General features: G+C 39.9%; 27 protein-coding genes. 25 read left to right on the top strand and 2 right to left on the bottom strand.

What is annotated here, in order from left to right; translation table 11 throughout:
* Window positions 1-39: 39 nt before the first annotated feature.
* Window positions 40-261: a hypothetical protein gene (locus QSG86_RS10750; RefSeq protein WP_317031493.1), complete on the bottom strand. Its 222-nt coding sequence runs from the start codon at window positions 259-261 to the stop codon at window positions 40-42.
* A gap of 145 nt (window positions 262-406) precedes the next feature.
* Here QSG86_RS10750 and QSG86_RS10755 point away from each other — a divergent pair, with 145 nt between their 5' ends.
* The 23 genes from QSG86_RS10755 to QSG86_RS10865 all read left to right on the top strand — a co-directional run bounded on the left by QSG86_RS10755 (window position 407) and on the right by QSG86_RS10865 (window position 20,210).
* A complete protein-coding gene (locus QSG86_RS10755) occupies window positions 407-844 on the top strand; it encodes a hypothetical protein (protein WP_317031494.1) in 438 nt (145 codons plus the stop codon).
* Window positions 804-1,445, top strand: coding sequence for a putative metallopeptidase (locus QSG86_RS10760; RefSeq protein ID WP_317031495.1), 642 nt, complete (start codon window positions 804-806; stop codon window positions 1,443-1,445). Before QSG86_RS10755 ends, QSG86_RS10760 begins: the two co-directional genes overlap by 41 nt.
* A gap of 57 nt (window positions 1,446-1,502) precedes the next feature.
* Window positions 1,503-1,976, top strand: coding sequence for a DUF2280 domain-containing protein (locus QSG86_RS10765; protein WP_317031496.1), 474 nt, complete (start codon window positions 1,503-1,505; stop codon window positions 1,974-1,976).
* A complete protein-coding gene (gene terL / locus QSG86_RS10770; protein WP_317031497.1) occupies window positions 1,954-3,480 on the top strand; it encodes a phage terminase large subunit in 1,527 nt (508 codons plus the stop codon). Before QSG86_RS10765 ends, terL begins: the two co-directional genes overlap by 23 nt.
* 80 nt (window positions 3,481-3,560) lie before the next feature.
* Window positions 3,561-4,847, top strand: coding sequence for a DUF1073 domain-containing protein (locus QSG86_RS10775; RefSeq protein ID WP_317032554.1), 1,287 nt, complete (start codon window positions 3,561-3,563; stop codon window positions 4,845-4,847).
* The gene (locus QSG86_RS10780) at window positions 4,822-5,631 is read left to right on the top strand and encodes a phage minor head protein (protein WP_317031498.1); all 810 of its coding nucleotides are present in this window, start codon (window positions 4,822-4,824) and stop codon (window positions 5,629-5,631) included. The genes QSG86_RS10775 and QSG86_RS10780 overlap by 26 nt, the downstream gene beginning before the upstream one ends.
* Window positions 5,632-5,808: 177 nt before the next feature.
* Entirely contained in the window at window positions 5,809-6,993 is a 1,185-nt protein-coding gene (locus QSG86_RS10785) for a DUF2213 domain-containing protein (RefSeq protein WP_317031499.1), read from the top strand.
* Between the two features lie 14 nt (window positions 6,994-7,007).
* Window positions 7,008-7,478: a hypothetical protein gene (locus tag QSG86_RS10790; RefSeq protein ID WP_317031500.1), complete on the top strand. Its 471-nt coding sequence runs from the start codon at window positions 7,008-7,010 to the stop codon at window positions 7,476-7,478.
* Between the two features lie 6 nt (window positions 7,479-7,484).
* A complete protein-coding gene (locus tag QSG86_RS10795; RefSeq protein ID WP_317031501.1) occupies window positions 7,485-8,480 on the top strand; it encodes a DUF2184 domain-containing protein in 996 nt (331 codons plus the stop codon).
* Window positions 8,481-8,493: 13 nt separating this feature from the next.
* Entirely contained in the window at window positions 8,494-8,880 is a 387-nt protein-coding gene (locus QSG86_RS10800) for a hypothetical protein (protein ID WP_317031502.1), read from the top strand.
* A gap of 8 nt (window positions 8,881-8,888) precedes the next feature.
* Window positions 8,889-9,272, top strand: coding sequence for a DUF4054 domain-containing protein (locus QSG86_RS10805; protein ID WP_034703003.1), 384 nt, complete (start codon window positions 8,889-8,891; stop codon window positions 9,270-9,272).
* Between the two features lie 9 nt (window positions 9,273-9,281).
* On the top strand, window positions 9,282-9,479 hold the full coding sequence (locus tag QSG86_RS10810; protein WP_317031503.1) for a hypothetical protein: 198 nt from the start codon (window positions 9,282-9,284) through the stop codon (window positions 9,477-9,479).
* Between the two features lie 7 nt (window positions 9,480-9,486).
* Complete coding sequence (locus QSG86_RS10815; RefSeq protein ID WP_317031504.1) at window positions 9,487-9,966, top strand: hypothetical protein; 480 nt, start codon at window positions 9,487-9,489, stop codon at window positions 9,964-9,966.
* Complete coding sequence (locus QSG86_RS10820) at window positions 9,959-10,399, top strand: hypothetical protein (RefSeq protein ID WP_317031505.1); 441 nt, start codon at window positions 9,959-9,961, stop codon at window positions 10,397-10,399. The genes QSG86_RS10815 and QSG86_RS10820 overlap by 8 nt, the downstream gene beginning before the upstream one ends.
* A gap of 61 nt (window positions 10,400-10,460) precedes the next feature.
* Window positions 10,461-11,228: a hypothetical protein gene (locus QSG86_RS10825; RefSeq protein WP_317031506.1), complete on the top strand. Its 768-nt coding sequence runs from the start codon at window positions 10,461-10,463 to the stop codon at window positions 11,226-11,228.
* 6 nt (window positions 11,229-11,234) lie between these two features.
* Window positions 11,235-11,543, top strand: coding sequence for a hypothetical protein (locus QSG86_RS10830; protein WP_317031507.1), 309 nt, complete (start codon window positions 11,235-11,237; stop codon window positions 11,541-11,543).
* Complete coding sequence (locus QSG86_RS10835; protein WP_317031508.1) at window positions 11,540-11,806, top strand: hypothetical protein; 267 nt, start codon at window positions 11,540-11,542, stop codon at window positions 11,804-11,806. The genes QSG86_RS10830 and QSG86_RS10835 overlap by 4 nt, the downstream gene beginning before the upstream one ends.
* Before the next feature lie 269 nt (window positions 11,807-12,075).
* Window positions 12,076-12,465, top strand: a complete 390-nt coding sequence (locus QSG86_RS10840) for a DUF4236 domain-containing protein (protein ID WP_317031509.1) — start codon at window positions 12,076-12,078, stop codon at window positions 12,463-12,465.
* A gap of 121 nt (window positions 12,466-12,586) precedes the next feature.
* Complete coding sequence (locus QSG86_RS10845; protein ID WP_317031510.1) at window positions 12,587-13,072, top strand: zinc ribbon domain-containing protein; 486 nt, start codon at window positions 12,587-12,589, stop codon at window positions 13,070-13,072.
* Window positions 13,073-13,128: 56 nt separating this feature from the next.
* Window positions 13,129-15,954 (top strand): phage tail protein, encoded by a 2,826-nt coding sequence (locus tag QSG86_RS10850; protein WP_317031511.1) that lies wholly within the window; start codon window positions 13,129-13,131, stop codon window positions 15,952-15,954.
* Between the two features lie 10 nt (window positions 15,955-15,964).
* A complete protein-coding gene (locus tag QSG86_RS10855) occupies window positions 15,965-16,606 on the top strand; it encodes a DUF2460 domain-containing protein (protein ID WP_317031512.1) in 642 nt (213 codons plus the stop codon).
* Complete coding sequence (locus tag QSG86_RS10860) at window positions 16,603-17,460, top strand: DUF2163 domain-containing protein (protein ID WP_317031513.1); 858 nt, start codon at window positions 16,603-16,605, stop codon at window positions 17,458-17,460. The genes QSG86_RS10855 and QSG86_RS10860 overlap by 4 nt, the downstream gene beginning before the upstream one ends.
* Window positions 17,461-17,516: 56 nt before the next feature.
* Window positions 17,517-20,210: a hypothetical protein gene (locus QSG86_RS10865; protein ID WP_317031514.1), complete on the top strand. Its 2,694-nt coding sequence runs from the start codon at window positions 17,517-17,519 to the stop codon at window positions 20,208-20,210.
* Between the two features lie 47 nt (window positions 20,211-20,257).
* Here the strand turns inward: QSG86_RS10865 and QSG86_RS10870 are convergent, their stop codons facing one another.
* Window positions 20,258-22,195: an acyltransferase family protein gene (locus tag QSG86_RS10870; RefSeq protein WP_317031515.1), complete on the bottom strand. Its 1,938-nt coding sequence runs from the start codon at window positions 22,193-22,195 to the stop codon at window positions 20,258-20,260.
* A 135-nt stretch (window positions 22,196-22,330) separates the two neighbouring features.
* Between QSG86_RS10870 and QSG86_RS10875 the strand changes: the two genes are divergently transcribed.
* Both QSG86_RS10875 and QSG86_RS10880 read left to right on the top strand, forming a co-directional pair.
* Window positions 22,331-22,750: an NlpC/P60 family protein gene (locus tag QSG86_RS10875; RefSeq protein ID WP_317032555.1), complete on the top strand. Its 420-nt coding sequence runs from the start codon at window positions 22,331-22,333 to the stop codon at window positions 22,748-22,750.
* Between the two features lies 1 nt (window position 22,751).
* Window positions 22,752-25,244: a phage tail protein gene (locus QSG86_RS10880; RefSeq protein ID WP_317031516.1), complete on the top strand. Its 2,493-nt coding sequence runs from the start codon at window positions 22,752-22,754 to the stop codon at window positions 25,242-25,244.
* Window positions 25,245-25,263 lie beyond the last annotated feature (19 nt).

Consider the following 25,263-nt stretch of genomic DNA (forward strand, 5'->3'; position numbering starts at 1 on the left):
TAGCATTAAGTGTCTTGAAAAAGAGTTATTCGGTAAATCTTAATCTTTTAGAATATCCAAAATATTGGGATTGGTTGAAGAAACTGTTCTATAGCACTGTTTGTATAGTTTTAAAAAATATTCTCGAGTATTGGGTTTTAGATAATTCTCGCCAGTATGATTTTCCAATATTGAAATTTTTTCCATTAGATCAAAAGCAACTCTTTCTGCTGAATTATCTTTTATTTCAATTGGTCGTGTTATTTCGGTTTTATCTACCACTTTGTTTTCTCCACCCGATCTGTTGTAGGGACTGTGTCGGGTTCACAGAGAATGAAGTGTTCGTAAAGTTACGTGAATTGTCTATTAAACATTATGGTAATTGAATTTTAAGACCATCTTAGGGTGGTTTTTTATTGGGTGAGATATGGAAACTAACCAATACAAACAACTCACCAAAAAATCAGAAATAAAAAGAAAACCCAGAACCAAACCACTACCTAAAGCTACTCAAAAATATTTAGAAGCTGAAGAAACTTTATTTCAAGAGTTAGAAGAAAACTTAATAGGTTATCGCCGTAAATTTCAATTTGAATCAACCAGAAATTGGCGCTTTGATTTTTATATCGTTAAGTTAAATCTTCTTATTGAAATTGTGGGTAGTCCATGGGCTGTTGGTCGTGGTGGTAAGAAAATAGCAAACTCTTTCAATAAATATGATTTAGCTGAAGATATGGGTTACAAGATTGAACGCTTTGATCCACATACAGTTGAGTCAGGACAAGTAATTCGTTGGATTAATTCACAGTTAGAGAGATTAGAAGATGGACCAGATCAGACCATTCCCACCGACGGATCTAATTGACCAAGCTGAGGAAGAAGAAGCAATACGACTTGCGCCCGCCGTAGATTTAAAAGAATGGGTTGTAAATAACTTTCTGACAATTGGTGGTCATCTACATAATCCAGATCATGATCATATTGCCGAGCTGCTTCACGATGACGAAACATTCCTGGTATTTGCATGGGCTTCATCTGCCGCCGTTGCTAAAAAGAGAATGGTATTGGGGCAATGTGAAAAAGTGATGTTTAACCAGGGCGGATGGAAAAAGGCACGACAAGAGCAACAGATGCGAGACTGGTTCGGCTTTGTGCCGGTGTATTTAATTACAATCGATGCCACATTTTGTGAACAAGCATCTGATCGTGATTTTTGTGCCCTCATCGAGCATGAGCTATATCACATTGGTGTAGAACGTGATGAGGATGGTGAAGCACTCTATAGCTACATGACTGGCTTACCTAAACATTACTTAGCTGGTCATGATGTTGAGGAATTCTACGGCGTAGTCAGAAGATGGGGTGCAAACGAAAGCGTGAAGCGTCTAGTTGAAATAACAAAGAATGCGCCGTTTGTATCTGATTTTAATGTATCTGCGTGTTGTGGAAATTGTGTGATTAATTGAGCTGAAAGGCTCTTTTTTTGGTTGTTTTGCATGACGTAGCATGACAAAGGGGAAATTATGGCGGCACTTAAAGAGCCTGTAAAAATCTTTATAGTTCAGTCTCTTGCCTGCTTTGAAACACCTCAACAGGTAGCAGATGCTGTCATGCAAAGATTTAACATCGAAATTGATCGTAGGCAGTGTGAAAATTACGATCCGACTAAATATGCAGGCCGTAATCTTAGTAAGAAATTAAAGGATTTATTTGATAAGACGCGTGAAGACTTTCGGAAGAATATTTTCGATATTCCGATCGCTAACCAAGCATTTCGATTGAAAGAAATTCAGAAAATGTATGAGGATACTGGAAAGAATAAAGTATCTAAACAAAATCTGTTGAAGTTGGCTTATCAGGAAACAGATGCGCGTACAACCAAACAAGAAATAACTGGTGCAGATGGTGGGCCACTACAAAGTGAAAATACAACCTATGTAAAAGCAACGCCTGAAGATATCAAGCAGGTGTGGAATGAACTCGAAAGTAAATACTAGTCTGCTTGAAATGCAGATTGAACAAGAACGCTGTGAGAAAGAACATTTATTCTTTACACGGCGTTTTTTTCTACCTCGTATGGGTTTTAAGTTCATGGTCAACTGGCATCATGAATATATCGCTTGGGCAATCGATGAAGTGATTGCTGGTCGTATTGATAACTTGGTTATTAACGTTCCTCCTGGTAGCGGTAAAACTGAATTACTAACCAATCTGATTGCACGTGGTATTGCTCGAAACCAACGTTCACGATTCTTATATTTATCATTTTCACAGTCACTGGTTGAAGATGTGTCATCTACGGCGCGAAACATTGTGAAATCGGTGGATTTTCAGGGCTTATGGCCTGTGAAGATCTCGACCAGTACCGATGCTAAGGCAAGCTGGAAAACTACAGTCGATGGCTATGAAGCAGGGCATGTGTATTCTGCATCAATGGGTGGACAGGTTACGGGTCGCCGTGCAGGTACGTTGGCCGATAATGGCTTTACTGGTGCGATTATCTTGGACGATCCACTAAAGCCCGAGGATGCATTCAGTAAAACAGCACGTAACAAGGCAAATCGTAAGATTCTGAATACGGTCAATTCACGTAAAGCCAAGTCATCTACACCGATCATTCTGATCATGCAGCGTTTGCACGTTGAGGATCCGACCAATTTTGTGATGACAGGCAACGTGCCAGGGAATTGGCATCAAATTACTGTGCCAGCATTAATTGATGATGCATATATAGCCACGCTACCAAAGCACATTCGAAAGAAAGTACCACGTGATGTGGAACGTGACGAGAAAGGGCGTCAAAGCTATTGGCCACTAAAAGAGTCGCTTCAGTCTTTATTACAGTTAGAGAAAGGCGGTCAAGACAAAGACGGTGCTACAGTATCGCGCTATACGTTTAGTAGTCAGTATCAGCAGCAACCTAAAAAACTAGGTGGTGACTTGGTTAAGGCTGAATGGTTTGATCATTACTTTGAATTACCAGTATTGAAATGGCGTGCAATCTGGGTCGATACGGCGCAAAAAATTAAAGAGCATAACGACTATTCAGTGTTCTTATGTGCTGGGCTTGGTTATGACAACCGGCTTTATATTATCGATGTACGCCGTGGTAAATGGGAAGCACCTGAGCTGATTAAGGAAGCCAAGGCTTTTATCAATAAGCATAAGGAAAGTAATACCAAGATTGGAAAGCTAAGATATATGGCCATTGAGGATAAGGCATCAGGAACGATGCTGATTCAAAACATTTCGCGTGATACTACATTGCCAATTAAAGCTATTCAGCGTGATACAGATAAACTAACTCGTACCATGGATGTAGTGTTTTACGTTGAGGATAGACGTGTTGTTCTACCTGTAAATGCGCCGTGGTTATTAAATTATGTGGAAGAGATTGAGGGTTTAAAAGCTGACTTTACGCATGAGCATGATGACCAGTGGGATCCAACAATTGATGCGATTAATGATTCACTTGCGAAAAAGCCGACTGTATTTGATTAGAGGTATTTATGGCTAAAGATAAAAAGTCTGATACAGGCGGTAAAATTAAAACGCTTGTGGCAGATGCAGTAAAACAGGCAATGAATGCCATTGGTGATGCTGGTGCATATACCAACTTGGTATCGAATATTGGTACTGAGCGTGACAAAGCCACAGGTGGTAAGTTTGTCCGTAAAGACATTGATGATGAGCAACTTGAGGCGGTGTATCAGAATTGGCTTGCACGCCGTATTGTCAATCGTCCTGCATCAGATATGCTTCGTGCTGGATGGTTTTTTGAGGGCATTCAGGGTGATGATCTAAAACGCCTTGAGGAAGCGTGTAAGGCATTTCACTTAGAGCACGTGCTTTTATCAGGCTTAATCCTTTCTCGCCTCTACGGCGTCGTGTACATTCTGCTTGGAACGGCTGATGGTGCTGCCTTAGATCAACCTTTAGATATTTCTAAGCTTGGCCAAGGTCGTTTGGAATTCTTCACGGTCGTGAAAAAGAAATACATCACGGCGGATAAAAACAGCTATTTGCCGCCGTCGGCATGTTGTGGATTGCTCAAACAGCCTGAATTCTACGACATGAAAATGGGGAATGAGGCTAAGAAGCGCATTCACCATACTCGCTTAATTCGTATTGCTCATGCTGATGTGGTCAATGAAGAACCTCAAAGTATCTTGCAGGAAGTCTATGAGGATCTGCTTGACCATGCCAGTGTAAAGCGTGGATCTGCCAGCTTGATTCATGAATCGAAGATTGACGTCATTCAAACGCCTAACTTGGTCGATAAGATCAAAGAGGATATGAAAGGAGTGATGGAGCGTTTCATGTCAGTAGGCTTTATGAAGAGCCTGAATGGCATGATCGTGTTGGATGCTGAAGAAAAGTACGAATCAAAAACGTATAGCTTTGGCGGTTTGCCTGACATGATGCGTGAATTCTCGATTCAGACAGCTGGCGCGGCAGATATCCCTTATACGATTCTGTTTGGCCAATCACCTGCAGGGATGAATGCCACTGGTGAGCATGATACTCGTAATTATTACGATACGATTGCAACCAAGCAGGAATGGCATGTTAAGCCTGTTCTGATGAAGTTCCTCGCCGTGATATGTCAGTCTACGTTTGGGCGTCAAATTTCTGAATTAAATGTTGTGTTTAATCCACTTTGGCAATTGGATGCAAAAGTCCGTTCAGAAGTGGAGAAAGCCAACGCTGAGCGTGATGAGAAATATCTCAATATGGGCATCATCACTGAGCCTCAGATCGCACGTCAGCTTAATATCGACGGCGTTTACTCGGTTATCAGTGAGGATCACATCAAATTGCTGGAAACCATGGTGGTAGCCAATGACGACGATCATACAGATTCTTAAGCCTCAGCTTCAGCAGATCAAGAAACGCAAGAAAGGTCGCAAGGCTAAGCCTAAAGCTGTTAAGGTCAATCGACGTGTTGAGTTGTTCTATACACGTCAGCTTTTGGAAATATCTAAATATTGCCAGGAACAAACCAAGGATCTAGTTTTACCCACTGTAGGGCGGAATATTGGTGATAGCTGGGTGACGGATCTATTCACGGCGTTACGTGAAAAGATGGTCAAATACACCATGGAAGTGTCGGTATCTTTGGCCACTAAGGTGGTGATGGATACCAGCAAGGAAGTGGATAAGCAGATTGCTAGCCATACCAAGACCATTCTTGGTGTTGACCTTACGCCGTTTTTCCGTGGCGCTGATATTCAGGATGAGATTGATACTCAGATTGCTGCCAACGTCTCTTTGATTAAGTCCATTCCAAGTCAGTACACCGATAAGCTTGAAGCCTTGGTAATGAATGCCTTTCAGACGGGGCAGACCAACGAGGAATTGGCTCAGGAAATTAAAAAGCTCGGTCATAGCACTGACTTTCGTGCACGACTGATTGCAGCCGACCAGATGGGCAAGATCAACGGCGCTATCAATAAGAAGCGTCAGGAATCCATGGGTGTGGAAACATACGATTGGCAAGATTCCAACGATGATCGTGTGCGTCCGTTATGTGCCAGCCATCATGGCAAAACCTTTCGATGGGATTCACCGCCTAAGGGTGGTCATCCTGGTCAGAAGATCAAATGCCGATGCACGGCGTTGCCGAATTATGAGGATATCTTAATTGACTAAATCTAAACCGTGTGGCAAGTGTTGGGCGTGTACTTGTTTTAATGGTCAAAATGGAAGTGGCTATCAACCTAAACCAAGACCAATTCCACCAGATATAAAAACGCCAGCAATTGTCATTTCTCCACCAAAGAAACCATAGCAGACCACCGTAGGGTGGTTTTTTATTGAGCTCAATTTATGAAACTCATTTACCAACTGAAAATCGGGGACTTTGCACCAAGCGAAAGTACACGCTCATTTACTCAAGAAGGGTATCTCAAATGCGTCAACGTACGTTTGGCCAAAGCACCTCAAGTCCGTCAGTACTACGCTTATGAATTTCCAAATCTGGAAGGCTATTCAGCGGATCAGGTCATCAATGTCTATGTGGCAGCAGAGGATCTATTCAAACCGGAAGTGATCAAGAGCTTTGATGGCGTAGATGCAACGGACTATCACCCACCTAAAAATGAAATCAATGCTTCCAACTGGAAGGACTACCACATTGGCGATTGTGAGAATGTGCGCCAAGAGGGTGAATTCATGCTGGGTGATCTGATCATCAAGGATCAGAACAGTATTAATGCTATTCAGAACAATGAGCGTGTTGAGATCTCATTGGGCTACGCGGCTGATCTCGTCCTTGAACAAGGCACGGCACCTGATGGTACGCCGTATCAAGCCAAATTTATCAATTTTAAAGGCAATCACGTGGCGCTGGTGAAATACGGTCGCTGTGGCGGTGATTGTCGCGTCGGTGACCATAAACCAAACCCAAAGGGGAAAAAGATGGAAATTAAAGTAAACGGTATTCGCTTTGAGATTGGTGACAACCAAGCGCTAGCTGATGCTGTAAAGCAACAAGAAGACCAACTTGAAAACTTGAAAGCAGCAAAACTTAAAGTCGGTGACAAACAATTTGCCATCGGTGATGAATTGCCAGCTGTTCAGGCAGTGGTTGATACCTTGCAGACTGAAAATGCACAGCTTAAGCAGAAAGTTGGTGATCTGGAGCAAAACCAAATCACACCTGAAAAACTTGATCAGGTTGTGGCTGAACGTGCGTCAGTGGTTGCGGACGCCGTTGCATTGGTACCTGGTATCAAAACTGAAGGCTGTTCATGTGAGCAAATCAAACGTGATGTGATTGCAGCCAAAGCAGGTGACACATTGGTGACTGCTGTACTCGGTGGTGTCTCCGTGGGTGATGCTAAGCCTGAACAGATCGACACGGTATTCCGTGCACTGTCAGCAGTGAAGTCGACCACACCAGGCAATGCAGTCGGTGATGCATTACATCAACAGCAACAACAGCAAAACAACAATCAGGACCCTAAAGAAAATAAGGGTTATGACAAGTCTGCTGCATACAAAACAATTTAAGGGGAACTTGAATCATGGTTCAGCAATTAAATGCGGTAGTCGGTCAACGTGGCCGTTTAACTGCCAAAGAGGTTGTACTGTCATTACCACTTTCAGGTCTGACTTTAGTCAATGACGGTGATGTGGTTGTCCGCACGACTGATGGCAAATCTGTAACGGCTGTGGCGGGTGCTACACCAACACGCTTTGGCGTAGTGGTACGCCACGGCGTTGGCAAAACAGGCAAAACGGCGGCTGGTAAAGAAGACTATAAAGCGGCTGATATGGTGCCAGTGATGTTTGAAGGTGCAATTTGGGTCAAGCCTACAGCGCCAATCACTGACATTACTGCCGCGGTTTACGTAAAAACTGCAAACGGTACCACAGCAGCGCCGTTGGGTTCTTTGTCGAGCTCAGCAACTGACGGAACAGTATTACCAGGTGCAGCATGGGAAACCGTGACAGGTGCCGATGGTTTAGCACTTCTTAATCTTCGTGGAGCTTAATAGAACATGAGCAAATTAGTAAAAATGAAAGCGCGTTTAACGCCGATTTCACATGCCATTCAGGCACAAGTTGGCGATGCGTTCAACATGGATGCATTGGCACAGCTCTTCGTAAAGATCGAAGAACAAAACGAAATTACACCACAGCTTGCACAGGTCCTTGACTACGCCAAGTTCATCCCAGTGACCAATGTAAATGCGGTTTATGGTGGTGGTGAAATCCTGTCTCGTAAAAAAGGCGTGGGTATCGGCGAAGACTATGCTGGTACAGGTGATGATATTCCGCTTGCAGAAGTTGAATACGATACTGTAAGCCTACCAGTGAAAGTCGGTGTGATTGGCTACCAATATTCAGTGGTTGAATTGGCGACCGCACAGCAAATGAACCTCACGCTTGAAGCGGATAAAGTTCAGGCTGCAAATTTGGCAGCTGAAAAGCACATGTCGAATGTGGCTTGGTATGGTTACACCAAAGCCAATGCGAGTGGTCAACTTGAACAGGTGAATGGCTTCTTAAACCAAACAGGCGTCACTATTGTGACAGGTCAGCATGATTGGTCTACGGCGACCATTGAAGAAGTTTTATCTGACTTCAATAACTCGTTGGCAAGCTCGACAGACTTGTTTGACGGTGATGCATCCATTGAACCTGATACCTACTTGATGGCATCGAATCAATATTCGAACCTTGCCAACCGTATTGTGCCTGATTCAGGTGGTAAAACTTTCCTTGATTGGGTAACTGAAAAGAATATTTTCGCTACTCAAGGCAAGCCATTGACCATCCGTGGTTCTGGTCGTGGTAATGGCCGTGGTACTGCAAACGCAGACCGTTCGATCATCTACCGCCGTGATCCATCATGCATCCAGTTCAAAGGTAACAGCGTTGAGTTCTTGACGGCGCAACCGAAAGGCTTAGATGTACTGGTACCTGGTCACTACAAATACCAGGGCGTTTGGTTGAAGCGTGTTGATTCGCTTCGCTACCTTGACCATGCATAAGGATTAAAACCACATGGCTAAATATTCATACACGTACAGCGGCTCTAATGCCGCTTTTGTTTTTGCTGGGGTAGCAACTTTACCAACAGGCATTGCTGTTGCGCTTGAAGCAAGCCAACACAAGGTTCTTCAAAAGAATAAGTTTGCCAAGCATCTGACTGATGCAGGTGAGCTAAGCATTGAAGAAATTGCAGAAGTTGGTGACTCAAAACCTGCTTCAGGTCGTGGTAAAGGCGCTCAATCAGGTAAAAATGACGACGGTAAAGGCAAGGATGAATCCAAACCTGCAGAGCTCACGATTGATGACGTGCGTAAAGCACTGACTGATCTTGAAATCACCTTTGCTGAAGATGAAACCCTTGAGCAGTTGCAAGAAAAACTTGCTCAAGCCACTGAATAAGGTGATCTATGGACCCACAAGCTTTTAAATTGAAGTTTAAGTACGACACGGCGCTGATGAATCTACCCGATGCAGAAATTGCAGATGCGTTAGAGGAAGCGGATCTCGTTGTGAAGTCACTTGAATTTGGTGATCTGAAAGAACGTGCTGTGGGTCTATATGCAGCACACATTCTCAAGGTTGCACTCAAATCAAAGTCAGGTAACAGCTTTTCAGATGCCTCGAGTATGACCATTGCAGGTCAGAGCGTGAGCTTTTCACGTTCGGGTACCGATGCGTTTTATAACCAAAGTATTTATGGCCAGCGTTACTTGGCATTAAAAAATTCAATTCCAATTGGCAATGATGGCACTAATCCCAATCGTTTAGGTGTTGGTGCATTTGTTGTATAGGAGAAAATAGTGTCATTTAAATACCAAGCACCTGAAGCTTACAAATCAAAAAAAATTATCACTGCTGGTCAAACATATGAAGTTAAAAATGGTGTTGTGGAATCAGAAGAAGATATCTACAACATTTTGGCTCCAATGGGTTTTATCCGTATTGTAGTGGAAGCTAAAGCTAATACCACAAAGGGCACTGCTATCGTTAAATCGTAGGTGATGTATGAGCAATTACCGTGTTGATACTGATGTAGATTTTAACGAAGTAAATAACCGAGTTAGGGATGAAATTAAACGTACAGTAAATGCTTTAACACTCAAATTACAGCGTACGATTCAGGAAGATATGCTGACAGGTCAGCGATTGAATGTGCAGTCGGGTCGTTTAAGAGGTTCTGTTTCTTCAAAAGTAGAGGAAGATAAGGACTGGATTGAAGGCACTGTTGGTGCTGGTGGCGCTTTAGTTCCTTATGCACCGGCACATGAATTTGGTTTAAAAGGATCGATTTCAATTAAGGCACATGTGCGTAATATTAAACAGGCCTTTGGTCGGCCAATTACACCACGTCAATCCATGATTGGCGCACATACACGTCGCATTAATTTACGTGAACGCCGTTTTATGCGTGATTCATTGGATGAGATTGCCAAGATTGTACCTAAGAACATAAATGCAGCAATTCAGAGAGGTTTAAGTGAATAGTGAATTAATTTACCAAGCATTATTTGCTCAACTATCAAAGATTGATGGTCTTGTCACAACAAGCCGCCGCTTGCAGCATTTTAATCATGTACCTCCTGAACGGCGTCCAGCTTTATTTGTTACTCAAGGCAATCAAACTGAAGTACCCGTTAAAGGCTTAGATGCTAAGATTGAGCTTGAAGCCGAAGTGTATATCTACATTTATGAATCAGATTCATCGATACCACCATCGGTACAGTTAAATCAGATGATTGATAAGGTCCGTATGGCAATTGCTCCTGAATATCCTGAAATGTGTGAATATCAAACTTTAGACGGTTTAGTTGAGCATTGTTGGATTGAGGGAACTATTGAAGTATTTGAAGCAGTTGAAAACATGCTAGATGACCAAGGTATTGCCATTATTCCGATTCGTATTCTTACAACCAATTAAGTCAAACTTTAAACATTCATACCGCCATACGGCGGTTTTTTCATTTTAAGAGGTAGAGCGTATGGCTCAGTATTTATTTGGTGCCGGTAAGCTTTTTGCCACACCAATTCAAGATGTATATGGACAGCCAATCAGTGATGCCAGTCCTGTCGAAATTGGTGTTGTCCAATCCGTTTCAGTGGATATCAGTTATGACCTAAAAGAACTATTTGGTCGTGGCCAGTTCGCCGTTGATGCTGCACGTGGCAAAGGATCGATTAAATGCAAGGCAACCATGGGGCGAATTAATGGTGCGTTGCTAAATTCTATCTTTTTTGGTGGGATTGTTTCAGAAGGTGGAATGGAAACCATTGCTCAAACGCTAAATGGCGAGATTGTTCCTGTTGGCGGTACCATTACACCTACGGTACCAAACTCGGGAACCTATGTCCGTAATTTAGGTGTAATGAATGGCAAGGCTGTACCGCTTGTGCGAGTGAATGACGCACCAGAAACAGGCCAATACAGTGTGGATGAGAAGACTGGTATTTATACTTTTGCTACGGCAGATGCAGGAAAAACAGTATTCATTAACTTTAAGTATTCAGCGACGATTGCTGGTGCACAATCAGGTTTGGTGACTAACTTAGATATGGGTTATACGCCGGAGTTTAGTGTGGATCTTATGCGTGATTACAAAGGTAAGATCATGCAAATGGATTTCTTCCGTTGCACCAGTAACAAATTGGCATTTAGTTCAAAACAGGATGATTACGATCTACCTGAATTTGAATTTCAACCTATGGCTGATGATCTTGGCCGTGTCTTTAAATGGAATACATCGGAGTAATATCACATGCAATTTAAACAAGTTGAATATCCACGTGGTAATCCACTTAAGATTTGTGGCCAAGATTGGATTTTTGCACCAGCCCCACTGGGTGCATTAGAAAAGTATCAAGATTTTCTTGGTGCTGATGTTATTCCATTTAATGTCATTATTGATTTAGCGCATATCTCATTAAAGCGCAATTATCCTGAAATTGATCGGCAATATGTTGCTGATGAATTAATTGATGTGGCAAATATGCAGGATGTAATTGAATTGATTATTCAAACATCCGGTTTAAAACAAAATGATCAGGCGCAATCATCGGGGGAATGAATTGGGAGGAGTTATATACACATTTAATGATGAATACTGGTAAGGACTACGACTATATACGCCGTGAATTCGACTTACCTAGGTTGACTGCATTAAATTCCTGTAATCGTAATAATCCTCCCGCACATGTCAATATGCACATGATTCGATTAATGCTTGAAGCATTTTTTGGAATAGACCATCACAATAATTCAAATGAGTCATTACCAGATGATGACGATGAATTATTGAATGATTTAATGAGTTTTCCGCAGGGTAACTAATGTTGCCCTGAATTTGATTGATTCTTATACTTTATTTACTTAGTATTCATATAAATTTTATAAAAAAAGTATTTCATATGAAAAAAGTTATAGGTCTTATTTTAGTTTCAACATTTCTTTTTACTGGGGTGGCTGAAGCTGGTAAAGGACGTAAACCGTGTTCAGGAAAGAAGGGCGGCATAAGTCATTGTCAGGGCAAAAAATTTGTTTGTAATGACGGTTCCATTAGTGCTTCAAAGAAAATTTGTAGTTAATTATGGATAGTTGATATGGGACTTAATTTTAGAAAAAGTTTTAAAATTGCACCAGGTATTAGACTTAATGTTGGAAAGAAAGGTGTTTCAAGTGTCTCTATTGGTGGTAGGGGTGCTAGGGTTAGTGTAGGTAAAAGAGGCACTAGAACTACTGTTGGTTTACCAGGAACAGGCCTATCGTATAGCACATTTAAATCAAATAAAAGTCAGTCACAGCCAACGACTGATATGCATATTGAGAATTTTCAAAATCAGCGTACAGTTTCATTTATTTTAGGCTTTGGTATTTTTTGGATGCCTTATTTTTTTGCCTGGCTCACATTAAGAAAAGGGTATTCAAGCAAGGCTAGATGGATTAGTTTTATTTGGATGTTTTTTGTGATTGCACTTATTGCATTTGATTAAATATTTAAATTTAAATGATCTTTAAGTGTTAGATTTATTTTAGCTTGTTTTTTTATTAGGTAATTGATTTACTTATTTTAACTGTTTAAAGTTCATATAAATAAGAATGGAAGTATAACTAATGTCTTTGATTAATTGTAAAGAATGCGGATCGCAAGTAAGTACACAAGCAAAATCCTGTCCAAACTGTGGCGCCAAAATAAAAAAATCAAAATCTAAAATTATATGGGCTATCGTGATTATAATTATTTTGGGAATCATTGCTTCTCTTTCAGATAAAGAATCATCTGGAACACAAGAATTATCACCAAAAGAACAGGCTCTACGTGATTTAGATTTTAATTTTGAATGGGGTAAAGAAGGTTTTGATAGTGTGATGGTGATTAATATGACTATTAAAAATAATGGCAAAAAAGATATCAAAGATTTTACAGTTGAGTGCGAACATTCATCAAATAGTGGAACGAAAATTGATAGTAATAAACGTGAAGTTTATGAAATTATTAAGGCTGGTGAAACTCGAACTTTTAACAACTTCAATATGGGTTTTATTCACTCACAAGCACAATCATCTAACTGTGGCATAACAAATCTTGTTGTTATGTAGATTTTCTTAATTAAAAAACCGCCACACGGCGGTTTTTTTACGTCTGTGAGGTAGGAATGGCAAGCAACAACAAAGTAGAGGTCCACGTTGGCGCGAAGACTTCTGAGCTTAAAAAAGGCATGAATGATGCTGAAAGTATCGTCGCAAATTCGGTTAAGAAAATAGAAAGTAATGGCGACGGTATTAAATTAAATGTTGATACATCAAATTTAAGCAGTTCATTAAAAAAAGTAACTACTGACGTTCAGCAAAGCCTTAATAAGACGACTGAATCAATATCAAGCAGCTTATCAGAAAAATTTAAAGCAGGACTTGGTGGAACGCAGATAGGTTCTTCTCTAGATGAAATTACATCAAAATTTGGATTAATGCGCGGAGGTGTTGTGCTAGCAGGTGCTGCACTGACTGGTTTAGCTATTGGAGGTTTAGCGGCTGCAGCCGTAGGACTAGCAAAAATAGCTACAGAGACAGCACGTACCAATGTTGAACTTGCACGTGCAGCATCATTAGCAAATAGTTCAATTAAAGAATTTCAAGGTCTTGCTAGCGCAGCTCAAACATTTGGATTTAGTCAAGAAAAAGTCGCTGATATGATGAAGGACTTTAATGAAAAGCTGGGTGAGTTTGCATCCGTTGGCTCTGGCGGTGCTACAGACTTTTTTGAGAAAATTGCTGTAAAAACTGAAGGTGGCGCAGAGGGTGCTAAAAAGCTTGCTGAACAAATGGCTAAAATGGATGGGACAACTGCGTTACAAACCTATGTTGAAAAACTAGAAGAAGCTGGCGTTAACCAACAGCAGATGTCGTTTTATCTAGAATCCATGGGATCTGACTTAACAGCTTTAGCACCTATTTTGCAAAATGGGGGTAAGCTTTGGAAAGATTATCAGGAAGCTCTTGAAGAAGCAGGGATTACTACTGGCCAAGAGGCTATTGATAAATCAATTGAGTTGAATGCACAGACTCAGACCATGCAATTAAAATTTAGCTCACTAAAATCTGAGCTTGCTATGGCTGTTATGCCAGTTTTTAGCAATCTACTTAGCCATTTTATGAACGGTACCTCTGCTGGTGGATCATTCGCATCAATGATCCAGACAATTGGGACTATTGCTAGAGGTGTGGCTGTTGCAGTTGCTGGTTTAGCGAGTGGCTTGCAAAGCTTAGTTCGTTTAATTTCTGGTGCCATGAGAAATATGGCAACCATTGGGAGCACTGCTGTTAACTTTGCGAATGCTGATGGATTTCTGGCGAAAGGGCGGGCGTTAGTTACTGGTGTGAAAGGAATTTTGAATGAAACCAAAAATACCACCAATGATATTATTACAACTACTACATCTGATCTGGCTGGAATGAGTAAGTTGTGGAATGGTAGTACAACATTTGACAAGTTGACTCAAGCAAATATCAATAATCAAAAAGCACAACTTGGATTTAAAGGTGGTAAAGGCGGTATTACATCAGGTATAGCAGATAATAAGGAATTAAATCCTGAATCTAAGGCAGCAAAAGCTAAATTACCTAAAGCAAAAGGACCGTCAGATGCAGAACGCCGTGCTGAGCAAGAAGCAAAAGCAATAGCTGCAATTCGTTATAAATATGCATCTGAGGAAAAGAAAATAGAACTTGATTTACAGAAGGCTTTAGATGAGATTGATAAATCAAAGTTATCAAGCGTTGAAAAAGCCAAGTTTAAAGTTGATGCTGAAAAGTCTGCTAGTGAAAAAATCAAAGCGTTACATGCAGAGCAATTTGATAAAATTAAAACATTAAAAGAGGAAGAGATTGCAAATAGCGTACTTCGTGAACAGCGAATTTATGACATTGAGAAAGCAAATCTTGATAATCAATTGAATGCTAAAAAGATATCAAATGCTCAAAAGGTGATGCTTGAGAAAAAACTAGAAGATCAATTACGTGAAATCAAGAGAAAAGCTTTAGAAGAACGTCTAGATCTCGAAAATCAATATACTGCTATATCTGGTAAGAAAGGTGATCAAAGTCGGGTTACTAACGATATTGCTGATTTAGATACAGATCAAACTATATCTGACAACAAATCCATGAACCTTATAAATCAAGCTCAAATGAAAGATTTTGAAGATAAATTTGGTGATTTAACTGGTCGTATCTCTGGGCTTTGGGATAAAAGTATTCAGTCAATGATGAATGGTACGTTGACTTGGCAAAGTGCAACCAATGCTGTTTTTACAGATATGGGGGCGTATTTCTTACAGACTGTGGTAAGTGAGCCACTTAAGGCTTATATGATCGGACTTACAAAACGATTAGCGATTAAGCTAGGTTTTGTCAAAACTGAAACCGCTGCCGAAGTTACAGGTCAAGCTGCACAAACTGGCGCTGTAGTTGCAGGTGAAACTACCAAGACTATAGCAACGAGTACAGGTGCTTTAGCACGTTTGGCCATCAAAGCTGGTGAGGCCGTTAAATCTATTATGATGTATGCATGGGAAGCCATGGCTGGTGCATTTAAGGCTATGGTATCCATTCCTTATATTGGTCCTGTGCTAGCTGTGGCAGCCGGTGCTTCTGCATTGGCATTGGTTGGTGGTCTTGCTGGTAAAATTAAATCTGCTCGAGGTGGTTACGATATTCCTGCGGGTGTGAATCCAGTGACTCAATTACACGAAGAGGAAATGGTATTGCCTAAACAGCACGCCAATACGATTCGTGCATTGGGTAAAAATTTAACTTCTGATGGAGGGATAGGTGGTAATAGTAATATGGATCAGCCGATTTACCCCAGCCTAACGATTCAGGCTTGGGATTCTAAAGACGTAAAACGATTCTTTAAGAAACATGGTCGTGAATTAGCTACTGGTTTACAAAGTTTTGGACGTGATTTTGGTATGCCAAAATAAGGATTCTACTATGTCAGATGTATTATTTCCTGAATTACCAGGACTAGAATGGGACCTTTCAAAGAGTCCCATTTTTAATACCAAAATCATGACATCTATTAATGGTCGTGAATTAAGAGCAAGTTATCAGGCTGTACCCAAATATAAAATTTCATTGTCGTTTGCATTCTTAAGAGAATCAAAAGGCCGGAATGAATTACAACAGCTTGAGAGTTTTTTTCATGAGCGCCGTGGATCTTTTGATTCATTTCTGTTTAAGATGCCTGAAGATTGTGAGTTTAAGTGTACTTTTACTGGTGATGGCAAGACGACCAATTTTCAGCTACATAAGCAGATGCATACATCCAAGATTCCATTAGCTCATACAAAAGAATTTGAGTCAGAAGATCCACTGATGTGGGTAGACGATTTAGATCAACCAATGTGGACTGATTTGGATGAACGAATGTGGGAAACCCAATACAGCATCGGTAAAAATGGATTTATAACCTTGCCTATACCATTGGCTGCTGGCGATACTCTGACAGTATCAGGCGAATTTTATTATCGTTGTAGATTTGCTGATGATGAGCAGCAATATACCAGCTTTATGCATAAATTATGGAAAGCTAATAAAGTTGAAATGATCGGATCATTGGGAAATAAAGTATGAGAATAGCATCTCCACAGCTCATTGCCATGTTAAATGAAGATCAGTTTATCATGGCTGACCTGTATACGATCACGACGGTTCAAGGTGAAGTGGTACGCGCTACTAGCTATGATTTTGATCTGACCGTTGCAGGCCACACTTACTATTCAAGCGGTGAGATTATTAAACGTGAAGGCATTAAGCTGTCGCTTGGTGTTGAAGTCGATAACTTAAATGTGACGATCTATGCTACTGATGATCACACGATTGGTGGGATTCCTATCGTTAAAGCATTTCATAATGGTCAGATGGATGGTGCACGATTTAAGCTTGAGCGTATTTTTCTTGATATGAATGAGCCTTTAGATACCAGTGCTGGCACAATTAAATTGTTTGAAGGTCGAATCATTGAACCTGAATTTGATCGCAATGAAATCAGCTTTAATGTTGCTTCAGATCTGGATGTGTTGAATGTCAAAATGCCACGAAATTTATATCAGCCAAGCTGTACAAATACATTGTTTGATAACGCTTGTGGTTTATTGCGTGAAAATTATGTTGTGAATACAGTGATTGAAACTAGTAGCACTGAAGCACGTATTTTATGCCAGCTAAACCAACCACAGGGCTGGTTTACGCAAGGTGTTGTCGAGTTTTTAGAAGGCGGAAATGTAGGACTAAAACGGACTATACGACTGCATGAGTCAGGAGCTTTATTATTGACCTTGCCATTGTTGGAAGCGCCACAAGTGGGTCAAAAAATCAAAGTTTATCCAGGATGCGATAAGCGTCTTGAAACTTGCGACAACAGATTTAAAAACCGTGTGTTTTTTCGTGGCGCACCATTTATACCAGTGCCCGAAACAGCCGTTTAACTAAATTTAATTAATCCATACCCGCTTTAAGCGGGTTTTTTTTATGGGGTTAGGAAATGCCTTTACCAGATATTCTTGAATTTGTTGGTACAAATGTAACACAAGCAGGTTTTAAAAATGCTCAAGGAAAATTACTTGAATTTATTGATGAACTAGAAAATAGACAAGCAGCAACAGCTGGTGGGTATTTTAAATCATATGTAACTTTGAATGAGGCTAATGCTGATCTTGTCAATATACCTTTTGGCGTCTCGGTAAAAGTTTTGAGTGCAGCAGAGGGTGGTGATTATTATAAAGCAACCGCAAATGCAACAAGCTTAACTAAGAGCGCTTATGATCCGTTGACGCAAGCGAAAGCAGACGCAACCACCAAAGCCAATGCTGCGGAAGCGAATGCTAAAACCCTTATTAACTCGCTTGTGAATATATCCCAAGACCTTCTGTATAATTTAATTGATGCCAACATTTCAGCACCAACAAGCGGTGCAACAAACAGAATCTTTGCTTCTGAAACATCAAAAACAGCGATTATTAAAGTCAATCCAAGTACTAAGTACACGATTGAAAAAACGGAATCTTCGCGTTTTCGCGTGATCGAGTTTGCTACTAATCCTGTTATTGATATAACAATGGGTTATGTAACAAAATCAGATGATGTTTCTCATGTTTTGCATGTTGATAGTCTTGATAATGTAGTTGAAGCATTTACTTTCACAACACGAGCAGATACGCAATACTTAGCGGTAAATATCAGTGCGAATAGTGAAAATATACCTGCTTTGCAAGTAAAAACAGGTGGCGTTTTTGATTTCACAGCGAATAACTTGCTGTTTAGTAAAGACGCTGTTTTTGGTGGTGCAAAGTTGAGTAATGCAGCGCAAATCAAAATCGGTAAAAACAAATTCGATGGATCATATTTGCAAGATGTTTCACTGATAGGTGCGGTTGATTTAAGCAATTACAATCGAGCACTTTCAACGTCAGCAAACGCACTAACATCTGTAATCAAAATTAAGCCGAATACGACATACACGGTTAGCAAAACTGCATCTACACGGTTCAGAATTGGTTTAGCTAACTTTGCGCCTACCGTTGGGAAATCAAATATTAAAATGATTGCTGGAGAAACAAACGACGCAGCATTAAACTACACATTTACAAGCGGATCACTTGACCGTTATCTTGTTCTGTATCTTTCAAACACAAATACCATGCCTGACTTTTTGCAACTTGAAGAAGGCACAGTGCAGACAGAATGGGAAACACACGGATATGATTTTAAAGATAAAGCAAAATTTTTAAATGGTGGAGGTGGCGGTGGTGAAATCAACCCCGATGGGTATCTGCTTTATAAAGATATAGGCGTAGGTAATGCCTATTATGCTGAAAAAGGAGGTGCCGATGTTTGGACTAACTCATCAAAAACTGTTGTAGCAACTGACGATACCGCAGCACTTCAAGCGGAAATAAATAAAGGTGGAGTGATTAGTCTAAATGGCTCTAAATCTTATAAAGTATCCGCATCTCTTCTGATTGACCTGACCAAAGTTAAGAAAATTAAAGGCAATGGTGCGACTATTGTAGTCACTGCCGATGTTCCGATTTTAGATATTTTTGGCTCAATGACTACAAATGCTAATCCGAATAATCAAGAATCACACTTAATGATTGACGCTTGCCGAAAAATCCGCGGTATTAAACTAACATCGTCCAGTGGGTTGATCGGATCTGCTGCACGTGTTCGTAACACGTTCAAATTAGAACTTGCGGTCGATGCACATTTTCTAAAAGACGGTTATGTTTTTGAAGATGTGAATCGCAACCCTAATTTTAAGTCAACAGCTTACGCAATGCTTCAAGATTGTTTGCGATTTGCTGAAGGTTCTAATCTACATCAAGGGTCTTTCGATGTGCATGGTTTGTCGTATGCAAATAAGTGCATTCATTTTGATAATCCGTCAGAGATTTACAATTTGCAATTTAATGCGATTGATGCGGAGCTTGGGAATTTTCAAGGTGCAACGACAGCGCTTGTCGAACAACATAGCATTGTGCACATGAGATCAGCGGCAGGGAGTGTAATTGATGATGTAACGTTCACAGGCGGTACATTTGAAGCACACTATCAACCACAGCGATTGATAAAACTTGAGGGCGCGGGATTAGATAGCATCAAAAATATTCAATTCAACTGCCATTTTGGAAATGCGGATAAAAATATTTTTGAGATTCAGGGTGTTAATGGCTTATTAATTAACGGTATTTTGCGCGACTTTAAAGAGTATGCGATTGATGTGTTAGGTGCGTGTTCTCAAGTAACGTTGCACGGGCATATCAACTCATCTGCATCCGCTACGTACGGGGGTGGGATTATTCGCGCAATCGGAGCGTTTAATCTCACTGACGTTGTAATTGATGTGAGCGCTCGTGGAGCGAATCGAAACCCGATTTTGCTTGACTGCAACTTAGATGGATTTCATTGCAACAACAATATTATCGGACTTACATCGCTAGCGAATTATGACGATACGAAGGGTCTGATTCACTTAAATGCTACTGGGCGAGCTGTACGCAACACTCACATTAAAGGAAATGTCATCAAAAATGCGGTAGCTGTGACTGATATCGTAAAAGTTGTCGGTAATCCGAGTCGAGTCCGAATTACAGGAAATGATGCGTTTAAAGCGGGGGCTTATCCAGTGACTACCAGCGCAATTATTTCTAATGATAACTATGCGCCAGTTGCTTAATTAGCATGAATAAAAAAAAGGCTGTCAAATTCGACAGCCTTTTTAATTTATTTAAAGATTTTCTGAAAATAAGGAGAAAGTATTAACGACCCCTTCCAACTCATGTGATCATCATCAACAAATAAAGGCAAACCATCTTTTGAGAAAGAACATTTTTTTTCATCACAAAAAGCTTTAGATATATCTAAAATTTCAATTCCACATTTCTGTTTTGCACGATCTTGAGCTTCCCAAGCTGATTTGTTACGAACCTGATACTCATTGTTGCTGATGGTAAATGATGCGCTATCAGGGTTTTGTAAAATATCCTTAGCCATTCTTTGCGGAACGGATACAGGTGCCTCCGGAGTAGGTCTAGTTACATACACTTTATGAGTTTCAGAAAGTTTACACAAAGTATCAACATACGCATCTTCCATTTCCTTATAGTAGGCATTGTTATACTGAGAATGTAGTTTCGTTATATATCGAATAGGTTTTGATATATCTTCATTTTCTGGCTCACCAGCAAATAACGCATTAGTTCGGTTTATTATTAAAATAGGGATGTCTTTGGGGTAGGTTTTAATAGTTTGAATTGTTTCAGTAACTAGCTCACCGCATTTAAACGCAGGGTCTGTGATTTTTTTAAGCCCTTCAGCAACTGTACAACCACTTATATTCCATGAAACAAGTGATGTATTATTCGGCAGAGCATGTTGAATACCATTCATCATTGCGCTTGCATGACTATCTCCAATTACTAATAAAGAAGTAGCACCTTGACCATATATACAAGATTTTAAAGGTTGACCTGGAAGAACCAGGCATTCATCGCGCTTTGGGTTTATGTCTTTAGCGGCATCAAGAACAGAATTAATTTTATTATTAAATCTATTATCAAAACCTTCATTTTTGTATATGAGAAAGCTAATTAAAGAAAGTGCTCCAACGGATAGAAACCAAATAATGTAGTTACTTTTTAGTTGTTTTTTGGATAAGTAATTACGAGTCGGACTCTCAATATATTTGTATGATAAATATCCCGTTAAAATCGAAAGGATAATTCCAAATGTAATTAATAAATAGTTATCTAGTTTTTCGTAATAATTTAGATAAAAAACAATTGGCCAGTGCCATAAATATATAGAATAAGAAGTATTTCCGAGCCATTGAAATATGGGATGCTTAGTAAAAACAGAGTCTTGGTGGTTAGCGATTAGGATTAAGGCGGTGCCAAGTACTGGGATTAGTGCATTAAAGCTAGGCCACAATGTATTTTGGTTAAATATTACCAAACTAATTAGAATTAATATGAAACCAAAAGCTTCTAAAGGTTTTCCATAAATATTGTTTTTTGCACTTAAGCTGTAAAAATAAACGAGACCGCCTGCTAGCATTTCCCATGCACGAGTAGGTAGCAGAAAGAAACCAGCGGATGGTGATTTATTGGCAATAAAGATAGCTAATATAAAAGATACAATAGTCCCTAGGAGAAACATGCTAAAAATAAATTTTTTAGAGAAACTAAATTTGTAAAGTAGGGCAACAATGAGAGGAAATATTAAATAAAACTGCCATTCAACAGATAGGGACCATGTATGTAGTAGGGCTTTATTGTGAGATGAAGTGTCAAAGTAGCCAGATTCAGTGAAGTAGGTAATATTTGAGAAAAAATTAATGCTTGAGATAATATGCTTACTTAACTGCATTAAATCATTCGGAAGAAGGGTATGCCAAGAGATTACTAGCAATACAACGCAGACAACAAATAATGCGGGAAGAATTCTTATAGCTCGTGAAAGATAAAATTTAAGAAAAGAGAAATTTTTATTTTCAATACCCTTAACAACAATGCTTGTCATTAAAAATCCGGATATAACAAAAAATATATCGACCCCTATAAATCCAGCTGAAAATCCTAGAATTCCAAAATGGAATAAAACTACTGTGGCTACCGCATATGCTCTCAAGCCATTAATATCATATCTAAATTTTTGACTCATAATGAAAGTTGATTTTTATAGAAAATTGCACCGAGTTTATAGATTAAATGTTAAAAATGAAATGACTTTTACTACCCAACAAACCACAACCAACCCCGGTCTTTAATGAGATCGGGGTTTTTTATTGGACTAAATATGAAAAATCATGAAGCTGTTAAAGAAGCCATGACTTGGCTCGGCACACCATATCATCATCAGGGACGTGTCAAAGGCGTGGGTGTGGATTGTGCAACACTGCTTTGTGAGGTTTATGAAGCAGTCGGGCTAATTGATCATTACGATCCAGGACCGTACCCACCTGACTGGCATATGCACCAGATGGGTCAGCGTTATTTAGAGCATGTTCTATCTGTCTGTGATCAAGTTGAAGATCCGCAACCAGGTGATATCGTTCTCTATCAATTTGGCAAATGCATCAGTCATGGTGCAATTGTTGTGGAGTGGCCCACAATCATTCATTCATATATCCATCAGGGAGTAATACTTCAAGATGGAACCAAAGGAAGTTTAGCCCGGCGAATTGCCGGGTTTTTTCGTATGAAGAGGTTGAGATAACATGGGTGGAATATTTGGTGGTCAAACGATTAGTACATCTGATACACGTATCAATTCAATGCGTATTCAGCAGTCAGCCTATGGTCTATGTCAACCACTTGTTTACGGAAAAAACAGACTTGCGGCAAATATGTTTTGGTACGGTGATTTCACGGCAACGGCACATACAGAAACCACAAAATCAGGTGGCAAAGGTGGTGGTGTAAAGACACAGAATACAACATACACATATTCAGCATCATTGATGCTTGGTCTATGTGAAAACAAGATTCGAGATATTGGCATTATCTGGCGTGATAAAGAACAGATTGTGCCTAAAACTGAAAATGGTGTGCAACGACAACCATTGGATCAAATTGGTTTTGAATTGTTTAATGGTAATCGAAATCCAGTTTGGGGGTATTTGCAATCAAAACACCCAAACCAAGCTCTACATTATCCATATTTGGGTTATGTTTCGTGTGCTAATTATGATCTTGGAAGTAGCGCAAGTCTTTCAAATCACAACTTTGAAGTCATTAGTGATATTACATTCTCAGATACGATTCACGATGCCAATCCGGCTGATGTAATTGAAGATTTTATAACAAATCCTCGATATGGTGCTGCACCAAACTTAAATATTGCTGACTTATCTGAATTTCGTAAATATTGTGCTGCAACCAACTTATTAATTAGCCCTGCATTTACCGAGCAAAATGCAGCATATGAAACGATTAATGACATTGTTGAATCTGTAAATTGTGCTGTAGTACCTAGCCCAGATGGTTTAAAAATACGCTCGTATGGCGATAGTGCTGTAACAGGTAATGGTGTGACATATACACCAAATCTTGAGCCTGCATATCACTTAACAGATGATGATTTTATTGGTGATGATGAACCAATTCGTGTGCGTCGCAGTCGTGATACAGATGCATTTAATCATTGTCAGATTGAGTATGTAAATCGATTCAATCAGTACAATACTGAAACTGTTGAAGCCAAGGACCAAGCCAATATTGAAATGTTTGGTCTGCGTACGCAAGATCCGGTTAAGTATGATTTCTTCTGTGAGCCGAAAATTGCTCGTCATGCAGTGCAATTGCTATTACAACGAAAGCTCTATGTGCGTAATGAATATGAATTTAATTTAGGCTGGAAATACTGTCGTTTAGAGCCGATGGACATAGTCACTATTACTGACGAATCACTTGGTCTTGATCAGTTTCTTGTACGCATTACTCGTGTTGAAGAAGATGAAGAAGGGTTATTAACAATTACTGCAGAAGAATTGGCGATTGGCTCCCGATCTGCTGTTGAATATGATTTGCAATCAAGTAATGGGTACCAAGGTGGTAATGAAGAACCAGGTAATGTGAATGCACCTGAAATCTTTGAACCGCCTTTGGATTTGACTGGTGGGAAAAATCAGATTTGGGTAGCTGTGTCAGGTGGTCAGAACTGGGGTGGATGTAACGTCTGGGCAAGTATTGATAACACTACTTACGAGATGATTGGTACGATTTATGGTTCTGCTCGATATGGATCTTTGGTCTCTGCAGTTGATAATGATGATACTGCGATGCAAGTACAGCTAAATACATCAAGTCAAATCTTTAGTGGAACACTAGAAGATGCTCAAGTAAATACAACGTTATGTAAAGTCGGTGATGAATATATTAGTTATGTTGATGCTAACTTGGATGGATCGGGTCTTTATACACTGAGCAATGTGTTGCGTGGACGTTTTGAGGAGCCTTTATCTCATAATGCTGGAGAATCATTTGTTCGTATTGATAAAGCAATTTTTCAATATGACTTTAATAATTCAAATATGCTGAATAAGCAAGTTTATCTGAAATTTACAAGCTTCAATGGGTTGCAGCAAAAAGAGCAGACGCTTGATGAGGTAACAGCATACAGCTACATGATATTGGGTGGTCGTTCATCAGGTGTCAAAGGCTTGTCACTTCAGTCTGCGTTCATCGGAACTAGCTTTAAAGTCCAATGGCAAGCGGTACCAGGTGCCATCGGATATGTGGTCCAGATTCTTTCAAATGGTGTATTGCTTAGACAAGTCGAAACAACATCAACTGATTACAGTTACTCAATTGAAGAAGCGAAAACAGATAGCATTCAGCGTGCTTATACGATTCGTGTTGCAAGTAAAAATGCTACAACTGTGAGTTCATTTGCACAGCTAAATATTAGCAATCCTGTACCACCACAACTGTTGAACGTGTACACATCGGCAACGGTTGATTCGATCACAGTGACATGGATTCCAAGTGAAGTACCGGATCTAAAAGATTATCAAGTATGGATTAGCACAAATCCAAACTTTGATCCTGAAAACACTGCAGCACGTTGGACAGGTACAGAAAATGCTTGCACGATTGGCGGTTTAAGTTCAACAACCACTTATTATGTGCGTGTTGCTGCGCGTGATGTATGGAAAACAACATCATGGAATTATTCAGAAAAAATTACACAAGCAACATCCGATAGCTAAAGTTTTAAATCATAAGCAC

Origin of the sequence: Acinetobacter sp. SAAs474, assembly GCF_032823475.1 — a bacterium.
In the GTDB taxonomy this organism is placed as follows: domain Bacteria; phylum Pseudomonadota; class Gammaproteobacteria; order Pseudomonadales; family Moraxellaceae; genus Acinetobacter.

Excerpts from the sequence above, each read along its gene's own strand:
- QSG86_RS10755 (WP_317031494.1), top strand. The coding sequence starts at position 407 with ATGGAAACTAACCAATACAAACAACTCACCAAAAAATCAGAAATAAAA.
- QSG86_RS10760 (WP_317031495.1), top strand. The coding sequence starts at position 804 with ATGGACCAGATCAGACCATTCCCACCGACGGATCTAATTGACCAAGCT.
- QSG86_RS10765 (WP_317031496.1), top strand. The coding sequence starts at position 1,503 with ATGGCGGCACTTAAAGAGCCTGTAAAAATCTTTATAGTTCAGTCTCTT.
- terL (WP_317031497.1), top strand. The coding sequence starts at position 1,954 with ATGAACTCGAAAGTAAATACTAGTCTGCTTGAAATGCAGATTGAACAA.
- QSG86_RS10775 (WP_317032554.1), top strand. The coding sequence starts at position 3,561 with ATGAATGCCATTGGTGATGCTGGTGCATATACCAACTTGGTATCGAAT.
- QSG86_RS10780 (WP_317031498.1), top strand. The coding sequence starts at position 4,822 with ATGACGACGATCATACAGATTCTTAAGCCTCAGCTTCAGCAGATCAAG.
- QSG86_RS10785 (WP_317031499.1), top strand. The coding sequence starts at position 5,809 with ATGAAACTCATTTACCAACTGAAAATCGGGGACTTTGCACCAAGCGAA.
- QSG86_RS10790 (WP_317031500.1), top strand. The coding sequence starts at position 7,008 with ATGGTTCAGCAATTAAATGCGGTAGTCGGTCAACGTGGCCGTTTAACT.
- QSG86_RS10795 (WP_317031501.1), top strand. The coding sequence starts at position 7,485 with ATGAGCAAATTAGTAAAAATGAAAGCGCGTTTAACGCCGATTTCACAT.
- QSG86_RS10800 (WP_317031502.1), top strand. The coding sequence starts at position 8,494 with ATGGCTAAATATTCATACACGTACAGCGGCTCTAATGCCGCTTTTGTT.
- QSG86_RS10805 (WP_034703003.1), top strand. The coding sequence starts at position 8,889 with ATGGACCCACAAGCTTTTAAATTGAAGTTTAAGTACGACACGGCGCTG.
- QSG86_RS10815 (WP_317031504.1), top strand. The coding sequence starts at position 9,487 with ATGAGCAATTACCGTGTTGATACTGATGTAGATTTTAACGAAGTAAAT.
- QSG86_RS10825 (WP_317031506.1), top strand. The coding sequence starts at position 10,461 with ATGGCTCAGTATTTATTTGGTGCCGGTAAGCTTTTTGCCACACCAATT.
- QSG86_RS10830 (WP_317031507.1), top strand. The coding sequence starts at position 11,235 with ATGCAATTTAAACAAGTTGAATATCCACGTGGTAATCCACTTAAGATT.
- QSG86_RS10835 (WP_317031508.1), top strand. The coding sequence starts at position 11,540 with ATGAATTGGGAGGAGTTATATACACATTTAATGATGAATACTGGTAAG.
- QSG86_RS10840 (WP_317031509.1), top strand. The coding sequence starts at position 12,076 with ATGGGACTTAATTTTAGAAAAAGTTTTAAAATTGCACCAGGTATTAGA.
- QSG86_RS10845 (WP_317031510.1), top strand. The coding sequence starts at position 12,587 with ATGTCTTTGATTAATTGTAAAGAATGCGGATCGCAAGTAAGTACACAA.
- QSG86_RS10850 (WP_317031511.1), top strand. The coding sequence starts at position 13,129 with ATGGCAAGCAACAACAAAGTAGAGGTCCACGTTGGCGCGAAGACTTCT.
- QSG86_RS10855 (WP_317031512.1), top strand. The coding sequence starts at position 15,965 with ATGTCAGATGTATTATTTCCTGAATTACCAGGACTAGAATGGGACCTT.
- QSG86_RS10860 (WP_317031513.1), top strand. The coding sequence starts at position 16,603 with ATGAGAATAGCATCTCCACAGCTCATTGCCATGTTAAATGAAGATCAG.
- QSG86_RS10865 (WP_317031514.1), top strand. The coding sequence starts at position 17,517 with ATGCCTTTACCAGATATTCTTGAATTTGTTGGTACAAATGTAACACAA.
- QSG86_RS10870 (WP_317031515.1), bottom strand. The coding sequence starts at position 22,195 with ATGAGTCAAAAATTTAGATATGATATTAATGGCTTGAGAGCATATGCG.
- QSG86_RS10875 (WP_317032555.1), top strand. The coding sequence starts at position 22,331 with ATGAAAAATCATGAAGCTGTTAAAGAAGCCATGACTTGGCTCGGCACA.
- QSG86_RS10880 (WP_317031516.1), top strand. The coding sequence starts at position 22,752 with ATGGGTGGAATATTTGGTGGTCAAACGATTAGTACATCTGATACACGT.